Annotated in this window: 10 protein-coding genes; 7 read left to right on the top strand and 3 right to left on the bottom strand. The window is 69.3% G+C overall.

Annotated elements, in window-relative coordinates; translation table 11 throughout:
* Position 1: 1 nt before the first annotated feature.
* Together ACFY1J_RS03985 and ACFY1J_RS03980 are read left to right on the top strand one after the other, a co-directional pair.
* Positions 2–682: a 2-hydroxychromene-2-carboxylate isomerase gene (locus ACFY1J_RS03985; RefSeq protein ID WP_390712902.1), complete on the top strand. Its 681-nt coding sequence runs from the start codon at positions 2–4 to the stop codon at positions 680–682.
* On the top strand, positions 679–1608 hold the full coding sequence (locus ACFY1J_RS03980) for an oxidoreductase (RefSeq protein ID WP_390712903.1): 930 nt from the start codon (positions 679–681) through the stop codon (positions 1606–1608). Before ACFY1J_RS03985 ends, ACFY1J_RS03980 begins: the two co-directional genes overlap by 4 nt.
* Here ACFY1J_RS03980 and ACFY1J_RS03975 read toward each other — a convergent pair.
* Complete coding sequence (locus ACFY1J_RS03975; protein WP_390712904.1) at positions 1596–2126, bottom strand: hypothetical protein; 531 nt, start codon at positions 2124–2126, stop codon at positions 1596–1598. The two genes, ACFY1J_RS03980 and ACFY1J_RS03975, sit on opposite strands and share 13 nt — an antisense overlap.
* A 317-nt stretch (positions 2127–2443) precedes the next feature.
* Between ACFY1J_RS03975 and ACFY1J_RS03970 the strand changes: the two genes are divergently transcribed.
* Positions 2444–3007, top strand: a complete 564-nt coding sequence (locus tag ACFY1J_RS03970; protein ID WP_390712905.1) for a dihydrofolate reductase family protein — start codon at positions 2444–2446, stop codon at positions 3005–3007.
* A gap of 212 nt (positions 3008–3219) precedes the next feature.
* On the opposite strand, the gene ACFY1J_RS03965 is transcribed toward ACFY1J_RS03970, so the two are convergent.
* Complete coding sequence (locus tag ACFY1J_RS03965) at positions 3220–3642, bottom strand: transposase (protein WP_390730567.1); 423 nt, start codon at positions 3640–3642, stop codon at positions 3220–3222.
* 202 nt (positions 3643–3844) lie between these two features.
* Here ACFY1J_RS03965 and ACFY1J_RS03960 point away from each other — a divergent pair, with 202 nt between their 5' ends.
* Positions 3845–4498, top strand: a complete 654-nt coding sequence (locus tag ACFY1J_RS03960) for a tyrosine-type recombinase/integrase (protein ID WP_390730537.1) — start codon at positions 3845–3847, stop codon at positions 4496–4498.
* On the opposite strand, the gene ACFY1J_RS03955 is transcribed toward ACFY1J_RS03960, so the two are convergent.
* A complete protein-coding gene (locus tag ACFY1J_RS03955) occupies positions 4482–7322 on the bottom strand; it encodes a CHAT domain-containing protein (RefSeq protein WP_390730536.1) in 2841 nt (946 codons plus the stop codon). The two genes, ACFY1J_RS03960 and ACFY1J_RS03955, sit on opposite strands and share 17 nt — an antisense overlap.
* A gap of 161 nt (positions 7323–7483) precedes the next feature.
* On the opposite strand from ACFY1J_RS03955, the gene ACFY1J_RS03950 reads away from it, so the two are divergent.
* From ACFY1J_RS03950 to ACFY1J_RS03940, 3 genes are all read left to right on the top strand, one after another.
* Positions 7484–8245 carry a DUF6338 family protein gene (locus ACFY1J_RS03950; RefSeq protein ID WP_390730535.1) on the top strand — a complete coding sequence of 254 codons (762 nt, stop codon included), beginning with the start codon at positions 7484–7486 and terminating at the stop codon, positions 8243–8245.
* Positions 8246–8444: 199 nt separating this feature from the next.
* Positions 8445–9923, top strand: coding sequence for a protein kinase (locus tag ACFY1J_RS03945; protein ID WP_390730534.1), 1479 nt, complete (start codon positions 8445–8447; stop codon positions 9921–9923).
* A 96-nt stretch (positions 9924–10019) separates the two neighbouring features.
* Positions 10020–13064: an SNF2-related protein gene (locus ACFY1J_RS03940; protein ID WP_390730533.1), complete on the top strand. Its 3045-nt coding sequence runs from the start codon at positions 10020–10022 to the stop codon at positions 13062–13064.
* The last annotated feature ends 30 nt before the right edge of the window (positions 13065–13094 follow it).

Below are 13094 nucleotides of genomic sequence, written 5' to 3'. Positions count from 1 at the left end.
CATGTCCCGACGCCGAGCACCCCGCTGGTACTTCTCCTTCCGCAGCCCGTACTCCTGGATGGCCTACCGCGATCTGACGGACCGCTACCCCGATGTCGCCGACGCCATCGACTGGCTCCCCTTCTGGGAACCGGACGAGCCCACCTCCCAGGACCTGACCGAACGCGGCATCCGCCTGCCGTACGTGCCCATGTCCCGTGAGAAGCACCTGTACATCCTCCAGGACGTACGCAGGCTGGCCGGAGAACGGGACCTCGCCATGGTCTGGCCGCAGGACCCGGCGCCCCGCTGGGAGGTCTCCCATCTGGCCTACCTGGTCGCGGACCGCCTGGGCCGCGGCCGCCCGTTCATCGACGCGGTGTACCGGGCCCGCTGGGAGGAGGGCCAGGACATCTCCGACCCCGCGGTCATGGCCGCGATCGCCAAGGGCCTCGGCCTCGACCCCGAGCCCTTCGCGGGTGCGGCCACCGACCCGGCCGTCCGCGCCGAGGGCCTGGCCTCCATCGAACTCCTCCACCGCGACGGCGTGTTCGGCGTGCCGTACTTCATCGACGGTTTCGACAAGTACTGGGGCGTGGACCGCCTCCCGGCCTTCGTCTCCCGCATCCGCGCACAGCACCTGCCGCAAGAACTGGTCCTGAGTGCCGCCGCGGACCAGGGGCACGCGGGGGGCTGCGGTTGACCGGCGCGCGCTGGACCGAGGCCGACGTACCCGACCAGCGGGGCCGCACGGTCGTCGTCACCGGCGCCAACAGCGGCCTCGGCTTCGAGACGGCCCGGGTGCTGGCGGAGCGCGGCGCCACGGTCGTACTGGCCTGCCGGAACCCGGACCGGGCGGCGGCGGCCGAGGCGCGCATCACGGCGACCGCACCGAAGGCGAGGGTCGTGGTCCAGCAACTGGACCTCGCGTCCCTCGCCTCGGTCCACCGGGCGGCAAAGGCCCTGCGCGCGAACCACCCCCGGATCGACCTGCTGATCAACAACGCGGGCGGCATACGCCTGCACCACGCCCTCACGGAGGACGGCTTCGAACTGACCCTGGCCACCAACCACTTGGGCCCGTTCGCCTTCACGGGCCTGCTCCTGGACCGCCTGCTGGAGACACCCGGCTCGCGCGTCGTGACGGTCAGCAGCATCGGCCACCGCCACGGCAGGATGAACTTCGCGGACCTCAACGCCGAGCGCGGGTACAGCGCCCCGGCGGCCTACTTCCAGGCGAAGCTGGCCAACCTGTTGTTCACGTACGCGCTGCAACGACGGCTGGCAGCGTCCGGGGCCGAGACGATCGCGCTCGCGGCCCATCCGGGCAACGCCCGCACGGAACTCGTCCGCGACCTGCCGGCACCGGTCAGGGCCCTGATGAGCCCGCGGCTGAGGCCGCTCACCGCCTGGGCCCTGCAGTCCCCCGAGATGGGCGCCCTGTCGATCCTGCGCGCCGCCACCGACCCGAACGCGGCGGGCGGCTCCTACTACGGCCCGCCGGGTCTGGCCCAGTTCACCGGCCGTCCGACGCGCGTCGAGTCCAACGCCCGCTCCCACGACGCACAGGCGCAGCAACGCCTGTGGGAGGAATCGGAACGGCTGACCGGGGTCACTTATCCAGGGTGAACCCCCAGGTCGGAGTCAAGGCCGTAGCGGGCCGGCCGTCGTGCCTCGTCGTGGCGGCCGCGCCGTATCAGCAGCTCGGGCAGTTGCTGCGCCGCGCGGTGGTCGCCGATCAGGACTCCGGCGAGGAGAATCCGCCGTGCCTCGGCGAGTTCTCCCCGCTCGATCAGCAGCTCCACCAGGCATCGGGCGGACTGATGGTCGTCCGGATGCTCGCTGATCCGGGCGCGCAGCTCCTCGATCTCGCCCCGGTCGGCAAGGATCTCGGCAAGCGCCGACCGCGCGGCCCAGTCGTCCTTGTCGGCGCGGGCGCGCAGCTCGTCGAGCTCGCCACGGTCGGCCAGCAAGGCGGCCGGCCGAGTGGCCGCATGGTGATCGTGGTGGTCGGCGCGAGCCCGTAGCTCGTCCAGTCGGCCCCGGTCGGCAAGAAGATCCGCCAGTTGCCCGGCAGCCACGAAGTCATGGCCGGCCAGCAGGCGCAGCCGGTCGATGTCCCCCGGTCCGCGACCATCCGGCTCCACCGCCGGGCCGCGTCGTGGTCACCGGCGTCCGCGCGACGCCGCAGCGCGTCCAGGTCGCCCCGGCGCTGGAGCAGGTCGAGGAGCCGGTCGGCCGCCGCTCTGTCGCCGCTGTCGACGCGAACAGTGAGTTCGACGACGCGGCCCACAGGCCATTCGGACACCAACCGTAGAGAGATCTTGGACCCACGGACAGTCAGGCTCGCTGCGCATCCCGTACCGTACGATCGCTTGGACCGCCCACGACGACGCGTTTTCGTCTCGCGATCGGTCGCTGGCTGTGGCAGAGCGGCCCGCGGAAGGAAGGAGAGCTCGAAGCCATGCTGATCTACTCGATGAGTGTCTCGGTGGACGGCTTCATCACCGACCGCGAGGGTGGGTTCGACTGGACGGGCCCCAGCGAGGAGCTGTTTCGTTTCCACGTCGCGCAGACGCGCGAGCTCGGCGCCTATCTGTGCGGCCGCAGGCTTTACGAGACCATGCTGGTGTGGGAGACGGATGCGTCCCTGCGCGACAACGAGCCCGGAGCCGCGTTCGCCGACCTCTGGTGCGCTCTCCCGAAGGTCGTCTTCAGCCGCACGCTCGACAGCGTTCAGGGCAACGCCCGGCTCGCCACGGCGTCGGTGGCCGAGGAGGCCGCCGCGGCGCTCGCCGCGACCGACAAGTACGTCTCGATCGGCGGCGCCGGCCTGGCCGCGACAGCGATCGGGCTCGGCCTCGTCGACGAGCTGCGCATGTTCCGCTATCCGGTCGTCGTCGGCGGCGGCACGCCCTTCCTGCCGCCGGTCACCGAAGACATTCGGCTGGACCTGGTCGAGACCAGGACGTTCGGCTCACGCGTGATCTACGAGCGCTACCGGCGCGCCGGCGAAGAGTCGGACTGACACCCGCCGTCCGTCACCGTGGTCTTGCCGGGCAGCCGTACAGGCAGACGAGTCGGGCTGTACGCCGGGTATTCCTGAGCACCCTTGTGACCTGCGCTTTTGCGGGCCGTATCGGTTGTGACCTGCTAGGACGGGTTGCAGAGGCGATCGGAGGCAGTCAGAGGAAACCGCTCTGATTCGACCCGGGTTCGACCCGAGCTGCTCGGAGCCAGTCAGAGGCAATCGCCCTCTGCTCGGCCCCGAATCGGCCGAGGTCGGGACGGTGCCGAACGGGCCAGGACTCCTCTGGCGGCACTCCGAGTCGATCTCGGTCGAGCCGCGATGGGGACGCCTGCCTCCGCTGAGGAGCCAGGCATACGAATGCCTCCAGGACGGCCATCCTGGAGGCTTCGCCTGGCACCGATTGGAGGCCAGCGGCGGGCGAAAGCGTGCACGCGCCGGTACGGCGGGAAATCCGCAGGCAGACTGGCCCACTTGACGCCGTTGTCGACCACGTAGCGCACCGCGTCCAGCATGACGTGGTGGCAATAACTCTCCGGTCGGCCGCCCCGTCCCTGAAACCATGCCGGGACCGGCAGCAACGGCCGGACGACCTGCCACTCGGCTTCTGTCAGATCCGAGCCGTAACACCGCACGCGGTCCGGTCCGTCAGCCGCGTTGCCGAACCTGTGCGCGAGACAGTCACACGACGGAGACGGCGAGTTGGACTCTCCGGGCGCGAGCGCGACAGACTGCAGCAACAGGGCCTCCCGGTGCTCGTTGGCTTCGACAACCCCGAGCTACCGCGAGGCCCTGCCTTCATGCACCGACCGCACCGCGATCACCCGATCAAGACCCTTGTTCGACCCGACAAACCCGCTGATCGGAAAGCGGATAGCGTCTAAGGCCGTACGCCTCAAGACCAAGGCCAGTTACGCGACCTTGCCGGTGGATCGCTTCCTGATCGAGCGCCTGACACACCACGTGTCACGCTTCTCCGAGCCGGAGCCCGTCTCGCCAGCCGCCCAACGCCGCCGCCAGGCACGCGGCTACGTCGAGCCGCCGGACGAGGGCCTGATCGTCACGAACCGTCACGGCCGGCCCGTACTGATCAGCGACTTCCACCAGAAATGGCGAAAGGCCGTGAAGCAAGCCGGACTTCCGGAAAGGACCCGCTTCCACGACCTCAAGCACTTCTACACCAGCACGCTCGGCGGCTCCGGCAGGCACGATCCGAAGACCGTGCAGGCACTCTCCCGGCACGCCAAGTTCTCCGAGACCTGGGACACCTACGCCCACCCACCCCTCGCTGTAGAGGAAGTCACGGTCACCGTGTTCGGTACGCGTTCTCACACATCAACGCACCGGCAGGCGCACTACGGAATGGGGCAACCTTTGCAACTCGGGCATCGGACACGTCTTTCCCGATACCTTTTCGGCGTGGGCAGCTCCGAGCTTGACAACATGCCGAAAGGGAGCGGTATGGGGATGTGGCTCAGACAACTCCGGTGATCTTGAATGCAGCCCAGAACAGCGGGTTGTCGGCGACCTGTTGGTCAAGGTGGCTTCGCCAGTCCGGAAGCATCGCGTCGATTGCTGATTCGGCGGCGCACACTGGACCTGCCTCCGAGGACACTCGCCACCGGTGTTGACGTAGGTAGCGGATGGTGTCGCCGTAAGCAGTGTGGGAGTCCGCGCCGACGCCGAGGTGTGCGTGAAGCACAGCGGAGAACACAACACCTTGCAGGTCAGTGATGTCCCACAGAGTGGAGATCACCGCTCTTGCGCCGCGGGCAAGAAACGCGGACTCGATGCTGCGCAAGGTCTGCACAGTACGACCGGTGCCTTCGTGCGTGCCCGTCCTGCAAGCGTTCAGGATGACCAGGTCGACACTGGAGAAGGCCCCGTCTGCGAGGACCCCACTGGAAGTGAGCATGGCCGTCCCCAGTGAACCGCCGTGCAGAGCGAGTCCGGCAGCCCAGCGATTCGGATGTGTGAGGCCGTGTGCCGCGACGTGGACGATCCGGGCCATGGGCATCATGTGCAGAGCGCGGTCCGGGGTCGCCTCCTCCTGCGTGAGAACTTCCACGCTGTCGTGGAGACCGGCGATCACGTCGGCTTCGCACAGTGGCCCGTCAATCAGTTCGAGGCCGGGGAGGTGTCCACCGCCGTGTGCCACCACCAACACCTCGATCACGGCCGCATGCCGCTGGGAACTCTCGATGGCGGACACGAGTCGAGCCGTAGGGGCGTAGACCACCTGCTCGAAAGCATCAATCAAGGTTGAGGTCCGCGCGCTGTCGAGCGGAGCTGCGTGGAGGGGCAGTAACTCCAGCGGAGTCGTGGGGCTGAGCACCAACCGACGGAATTCATGGGGTGCGGCCGTCTCGATGATGGCTTGTGCCGGTCCACCGCACTCGGCGACCAGCTGCTCCAGGTAGTCGTGCCACACACGTCGAGGGTGATCCGGTGCTTGCCGTGTCCATTCATCAACCGCGCCGGCGAGAGGCCCAAGGGGAAACTCCTCGCACGAAACCAGATCGAAGTGCGAGTGGCCCGCACGAGTCCGGCACACCGCGAGCTGAAGTATTCCGTACCGGTTGATGAGGTGGACGAACACCGTTTGTTCGTCGACCGACGGTTTGCCGGAACGGCCACTCGACCGCGCCGTGCCGTTCCCCCGCCCCGTGGCCGCCCGAAGGAGTTCCAGAGTGCGCTGCCTGCCCTCGACAGCGGCCTTCAACTCAGCGCCCACCTCCACAGAGCTTTCCCGGTCGAGTAGACCGGCGGCATGCCGAGCGCGTACCCAGGCGAGGTGACGTGCGGCTGTAATGAAGGATTCGTACTCAGCGACATCGGACTCCAGGGCAAGTTCGTCATAAATGTCCTCGCCCTTCGCGATTTCGCAGATTCGGAAGGCAACCTCTGCGGCCTGTTCGTGGCCCTCAAGGGCGATCTTCTGCCTCATCGTCTGCGTCTCGTCCCCGACCAGCCGACGGAGCGCTGCGATCGCGGCTTCCTCGGCCCGGGCGCACACCTCTTCCGGCAGATCGAGCCGGATGCTGCCCACGGCCCGGAGCTCACCGTCGCCGACAAGCCGGACGATGCTGAGGCGGGCGTAACCAACGGTCGCAAGATGCAGCAGCTCCCAAGCGTGCTCCACCCAGGAGAGGGAGTAGGTGTACGGAGCCCGGAACGGAGGGTCGGGGTCGGCCCGAAGCGTGGGAAACTCGAACCACAGCCTCAGGCCGTCACCGTAGTCCTCGACTCCGATGCCATACCGTGTCGGCGGCTCGATGAACGTCCGCACGGCCGCCATATGCGTGTCCGTCTCCACTGTGGCCAGCCAGACGGGGTGAGGACCTGCCTGTCTGTGGAAGAAGCGGGTTCCGCACGTGATGATTTCCTCGGCCATCCAGTCGGGCACCGAGGAGTTCCGGGCGACGGAATCCGGTTGCCACAACAAAGCGTCATCTGATTCCAGTTCGGCTCGATGCAGGCCCCAGCCCGCCCGAAGGCACTCCTCGCCGTACCGTTCATCCTCCGCCATGGGCAGGATCAGTTTGATCTCATGTGCCGTCAGGTGAGATGTCAGCTGATCCATCTGGATATCCCACGCGTCGAGGTCCCTGTGTAAACCCGTCAAGAGCTCTGGTGAGAGGTCCCTGACGCGATGCACGGTCTCTTCCAGGTCGATGCGGTGGTGCCAGCGCTTCGCGACCTCCGTGAGGTCCGGTCTGTCGGCCAGCCCCGGCCTGGTGCTCAGAAAAGCATCAGGGAGGGTGATCTTCATCAAGCCTCTGGTGACGAGGAACTGCGCGCACGCCGTCGCCGTTCCGGAGGCGGACTCGTGCAGGAGATCCGGGGGCAGGAAGACGAAGGGATCCTCCGCGTTGTCCAGGACGGTGTCGACAAGCCGGTCGTCCTCAAGGCACCAGACCGCCGTGACCTCGTCGCGGACCTTCTCCGGTGAGTGTGTCGACAGTCGGCGTCCCGCCCATAACTCGATCAGCAGGGCATGGAGTCCGCCCACGTCCCACCACCGTTCCCACGGCACCCCATTCCTGCGGACCGTGCGCAGGACAGGCATGACGAGGTCGCAGGCCACCACCGATCCGGGTACCTCTGGGAGGACGAGGCCGGTCGATCGGAGCCGATCGCCGATGGTCTGCGGAGAGCTGCATCCGATGTCGTCCGCGGCGATGCGGGTCAGCACGGTGGCAAGCGCCAGTTGGTCATCCGCGACCCACGAGGGGAACATGTCGGAACGGCATGTCTCGGGTCTGAGTTTGTGGCAGACCCGCGCTGCGAGGCCGTCGGCCCATGTGGTGCGCATGCGAAGCAGATGGTCCCGCATCAGTCGTCCCGGCCTCCCCCAAAGTGAGCAATCGCCACGCCAGTATGTCTGGAGTACCCGCAAGTCATCGCGGAATCAGGGGACATCAGGCCATCAGGTCGCGAGGATTCTGCACCCGCTGTTCGGAAGGGCATACGACGATGCCGCACGCGCCCACCACGGTTACCCAGGTCGTGATCGTTCTTCTTCTGGTACTCCCCGGCGTGACCTACCAGTTCGTCCGCGAACGCGCCCGTGGTCCGGTCCCGGGCCACAGAGACCTCGGAGAGCGCATACTCCGAGCCGTGACCGCGGGTATCACTCTCGACACCCTTTACGTCCTGCTCGCCGGCCCGTGGTTGGTGCACCTCGTCTACGACCGTCGCCGGGGCTGGCTGACCGGCGCGGCCGACAACCCTCGCATCACCGCGCTGACGGCGACAACCCTGTTGATCGTGGTGCCGGCCGCTGCCGCCGGGCTCACCTCATGGCTGGGCTCGCGAGGAAATCGGTCCACCTACGACCCGATCCCCACTGCATGGGACAAGGTCTTCCAGCGTCGGAGCCACTGTCTGGTACGCGCCCGTCTGAAGAGCGGCCTCTGGGTGGGCGGGTATTACGGGGAGAGGTCCTACACTTCCGGCTACCCGGAAGCCGCAGACCTGTACCTGCAGACCACATGGGCCATGTCCGGCGCGGGATCGTTCGAACGTCCACTGCCGCGTTCCGGCGGGATCTATATTCGGATGGGTGATGTGGAGTTCCTCGACTTCGTCGAGGTACATCCCGGGGCCGAAGAGGGAGACACGGCAGGTGACCGAGACACGACCGCAGTTGGACCCCAACGGGAAGAGGGGGTACCGGCCCGTCGGCAGCCGGCCCGAGCCGACGCAGGCTCCGCCGACGCCGCCCCCGGTCGCTGAGCCGGACACCGGCACCGGCACGGCCGACGAGGAGTGACGCGAGGCGTCCACCCTGAGGAACCGTCGCACCTTCACCCCGGCCCGGATCAGGGTTCGCCCGCGTCACCCGAGCTGAGTGACATGCCCTTCCCTCAGGGCGTGGGCTAGCTTGGCAGGGGCTGCCTGCCCCGGTTCGACCGTGCTGAAAGTGAGGCCTCAGGTGCACATCGCCCCCCTCGGTCCCGACGATCCCGCCGAGCTGGGCGGATACGAGCTGCTCGGCCGGATCGGGCAGGGCGGGATGGGCCAGGTGTACCTGGGCGAGTCGCCCGGCGGGGAACCGGCCGCCGTGAAAGTGATCAAGCCGTCCGTGGTCGACTCCGAGACGCGGACCAGGTTCGCGCAGGAAGTGGAGATCCTCAAGACGATCTGGGGTGCCCGGATCGCCGCCCTCCTGGACGCCGACCCGGAGGCGGAGCGGCCGTGGCTGGCGACCGAGTACGTCGAGGGTCTCGATCTGAGCCGCCACGTGGCCGCGCACGGTCCGCTGCCCGCGCTGCTGGCGGCGGCGCTGGGTGCGACGCTGGCCGAGGCCCTGGCCACGGTGCACCGGCAGGGTCTGCTGCATCGTGATCTGAAGCCGGCCAACGTGCTCCTCGGGCCGAACGGGCCGAAGGTGATCGACTTCGGGCTCGCGGTGTTTGCGGAGTCCAGCGTGTCGCTGACCGCGCCGCACACGGTCGTCGGCACCCCCTCCTGCATGCCGCCCGAGCAGGCGAACGGTGAGAGGCCCCTGACGCCCGCGGTCGACGTGTACGCGCTGGGCGCCGTACTGCTGTTCGCCGCCTCGGGCCATCCGCCCTACCGGGCCGACAACATCAACCTCCTGTTCCATCACGTCGTCGACCCCGCGTTCGCACCGGATCTGTCCGGAGCCCCGGACGAACTCGTGCCGCTGCTCACCGCCATGCTGGCCCACCGCCCGCAGGACCGGCCGGATCTCGCCGAGGTCGTACGGCGCTGCCGCGCGCTGATCGAGGCACAGGGGCTGAAGGTCGCCCAGGCACGCCGCAGGCTCACGACGTACACGGCAGCTCCGACCCACGTCCTGGACGACCTCCTCGCCGTCGGCCGTGCGTCCGGGCTGGGGGGGCGCACGGCGCCCGGGACGGCCGGAACTCTCCTCACGGCCGAGCCGGCCGAGCCTGACGAGCGGGAACGGGAGGTGGCGGGCCCCAGGTCGGCCCGGCAACGGGAGGACGGCGTCCCGGCCGGCCCCGAGGTGCCATCGGACCCCGTCCAGGCAGGCCCGAAGTTGCCGCCGGACCCCGTCCAGGCAGGCACCGAAATGCCACCTGCCCCCGCCCCTGCCCGTGCCGACCCCGACGCACCACCGCTGCCGGCTCCGGCGGAGCCGCCCACCGACCCCCGTCTTCTGTTCCGCCGTGTCGACGCGCCTCCGGAGCCGTCCACCGACGCCCGGGCCGTATCCGCGTCAGCCACCCGGGAGCCGTCCCGGGCCGGGGCCGCCGCCGGGCCAGGCCCGGACTCAGCCGCCGGGAAATCCGCCGCTCCGTTGTCCCCGCGACGCGCGTCCGGGCGCGGCGGCGCGGACCGGCCTTCCCTGCGGAGTTCGGCGCAGGCCCGGATCACCGCACGGCGGCTGCGCGAGGCGTATGCGGCCAGTACACCCTTCTGACCCGTACGCCCCGCATACCCGCGATAATGAGCGGGCCCTCACGAGGGCCCCGCCCACGCACGCCACGCAAGACCGAATCGCCTCAGGAGGCCACGGGTGACCGCCGTCCAGACCAGCGCGCACCAGACCGGCGCCACGAGCGGCCGGGACCAGTACCCGGCGGGTGCCCTGGTGGTCGTGCGGGACGAGGAGTGGCTGGTCAAAAGCTCGATGCCGACGTCGGACGACGGTACGCGCATCGAGGTCGTCGGGGTCTCGGAGTTCGTCCGAGACCAGGAGGCCGTGTTCTTCTCCGGCCTGGACCGGATCGAACTGCTCGACCCGGGCGCGACCACGCTCGTCAGGGACGACTCCCCGAACTACCGTCGCTCCCGGCTGTTCCTGGAGGCGGTGCTGCGCCGCACCGCGCTGCCCCAGTCGGAACAGCGCCTGGCGCTCGCCGACTCGTTCCTGATGGACCCGCTGCCCTACCAGCGGCGCCCTGCCCAGCTGGCCCTGTCCGGTGCCAATCTGCGCCCGCGGCTGCTGATCGCGGACGTGGTGGGCCTCGGCAAGACCTTGGAGATCGGCCTGACCCTGGCCGAGCTGATTCGCCGCGGCCGGGGTGAGCGGATCCTGGTGGTCACCCCGCAGCATGTGCTGGAGCAGTTCCAGCACGAGCTGTGGACGCGGTTCGCGATCCCGCTGGTGCGGCTGGACTCGGTGGGCATCGAGCGCATCCAGCGGGAGATCCCGGCCGGCCGTAACCCGTTCACCTCGTTCAAGCGGGTCATCGTCTCCATCGACACGCTCAAGAACACCGACCAGTACCAGCACCATCTGGAGCAGATCCGCTGGGACGCGGTCGTCATCGACGAGTCGCACAACCTGATCAACCGCGGTTCGCTGCGCAACCAGCTCGCGCGCACGCTCGCCCCCCGCACGGACGCCCTGATCCTCGCCTCCGCGACCCCGCACAACGGCGACGCGAAGTCCTTCGCGGAACTGATCCGGCTGCTGGACCCGGTGGCGATCCGCGACCCGGAGAACTACCGCGCGGCCGACATCGAGCACCTGTTTATCCGGCGGACCAAGATCAGCCCCGAGGTCCGCGAGCAGATGAAGGGCCAGTGGGCGGACCGGGGTCCCTCCCGCTCGGTGCACTGTCCGGCCACCCCCGCCGAGGAGAAGATCTTCGAGGAGCTGGCCGCGGTCTGGCTGCCCGGTGACGGCGGCACGTCAGTCAGCGCCGTCCCCCTCTTCCCCTACACGCTGCTGAAGTCGTTCCTGTCGTCCCACGCCGCGCTGCGGGCCACGGTCTCCGCGCGGATCAGGACGCTGGAGAAGAAGGAGGACCGGCGCGGTACTGAGGCCGAACTCGCCGCGCTGTACCGGCTGTCGGAGCTGGCCGCCGGTCTCGGTGAGACGGACTCCGCGAAGTTCGCCGCCCTGGTGCGGCAGTTGCGCGAGGAGATCGGGGTGGGACCCGGTTCCGAGGCGCGGGTCGTGGTGTTCTCGGAGCGGGTCCAGACCTTGGAGTGGCTGGCCGGGGTCCTGCCCGCCGCCCTCGGGTTCCGGGGCCGCGCGGCCCTCGACTGCGTCCGCGTCATGCACGGCGGACTCTCGGACGAGCAGCAGATGGCCCGCGTCGAGGAGTTCGGCCTGGCCGACACGCCCGTCCGGGTCCTGCTCACCGGTGACGTGGCCTCCGAGGGCGTCAACCTGCACCGGCAGTGCCACCAGCTCGTGCACTACGACGTGCCGTGGTCGCTGATCCGGATCGAGCAGCGCAACGGCCGTATCGACCGATACGGGCAGGCCCACCCGCCCGAGTTCCGGGCGCTGATCCTGACCAGCGAGGTGGCGGGCGCCAAGGACGACACGGTCGTCGCAGAGCGGCTGCTGGAACGCGAGGACCAGGCGCACCGCTCGCTGGGCACGGCGGAGGCGGTGACCGGCCTGTACCGGGCGGAGGCGGAGGAGCGTTCCCTCATCCAGGATCTGCTGAGCGGCAGGACCGTCGACGAGTCCCTGGACACGCGTCGCTCCGCCGCCGACGGCCAGGACGCCGGTCTTGAGGACTTCCTCGCGGATTTCTTCGGCTCGGTGGACGCGACCGCCGAGACGGCCGGGGTCCCGGGCGCCGACGAGCACACCGCGCCGGCTCCGGCCGGAGCGCCGTCGTCGGCCGGCGCCGACGACGCGAGCCCGGTGCTCCCCCGGCTCTTCGACTCCACCGCGCACTTCGTGGACGAGGCGCTGCGTGAGGTGTACCCGGACGCCCGCGACCGGCTGGACCTGGACCGCGACCAGCAGTCCGGGCTGCTCTCCTTCCGGCCGCCTGCGGAACTCGTCCACCGCCTCAAGGCGCTCCCCTCGGACTACCTGCGCGAGCAGCGCCTGCGGGAGCGGCTGCTGGTGACCTTCAACCGCCGTCTCGCCGAGCACTCCCTGCAACGCGCCCGCCAGTCGTCCACATCGAGCTGGCCCGAGATCTCCCTGCTCACGGACCTGCACCCGGTCGTCGACTGGCTCACCGACAAGGTCCTCGTCGGACTCGGCCGCCAGGAGGCGCCGATGATCACGTCGAACGTGGCGGAGCCGGTCTACCTGGTCCAGGGCGTGTACTCCAACAAGCTGGGCCGACCGACCGTCGTCAAGTGGATGGGCGTGACCTGGCGGCAGACCGTCGTTTCGACGGAGGAGGGGAAGAAGAAGTACATCTGGGAGGGCTTGGCCGTCGACGACATGGTCTCCCTGCTGCGGCGCGCCGGCGTCGGCCCGGCCATGGCGAACAAGCGGGGCTACCGCGATCCCGAGCCGCTGCGCGCCGCCCTCCCCCGGGTGCTGGAGACGGCCGAGGCGTTCCTCAACGCCCACCGCGACGCCTGGGACGAACCGCTGCGCCGCCCCGTCGAGGAGTACAAGCTGCGGCTCGGCGCCTGGGAGCAGCCCACGCTGGACGGGGAACGCACCCGGGAACGCCTCGCCGATCTCGCCGACTCCCTGCTGACGACGGGCAGGCCCCTGCTGCGGGTCCTCGCTGTGCTGGTGCCCGACACCGAACCCGCCGGCGACCGCGGGAAAGGCGACGAAGCCCCGCCCGTCTCCCTCACGGCGTCGGCCTCCCCCTTCCGCTACGCGCCCGACGCCGCCCTGTGACCCCGGTCTGTGACCCCCTGAGAGAAGCCC

Source organism: Streptomyces sp. NPDC001406 (assembly GCF_042895285.1).
Taxonomy (GTDB): Bacteria; Actinomycetota; Actinomycetes; order Streptomycetales; family Streptomycetaceae; genus Streptomyces.
This window is presented reverse-complemented; position numbering and strand designations above follow the sequence as displayed.

Excerpts from the sequence above, each read along its gene's own strand:
- ACFY1J_RS03970 (WP_390712905.1), top strand. The coding sequence starts at position 2,444 with ATGCTGATCTACTCGATGAGTGTCTCGGTGGACGGCTTCATCACCGAC.
- ACFY1J_RS03955 (WP_390730536.1), bottom strand. The coding sequence starts at position 7,322 with ATGCGCACCACATGGGCCGACGGCCTCGCAGCGCGGGTCTGCCACAAA.
- ACFY1J_RS03950 (WP_390730535.1), top strand. The coding sequence starts at position 7,484 with ATGCCGCACGCGCCCACCACGGTTACCCAGGTCGTGATCGTTCTTCTT.
- ACFY1J_RS03985 (WP_390712902.1), top strand. The coding sequence starts at position 2 with ATGTCCCGACGCCGAGCACCCCGCTGGTACTTCTCCTTCCGCAGCCCG.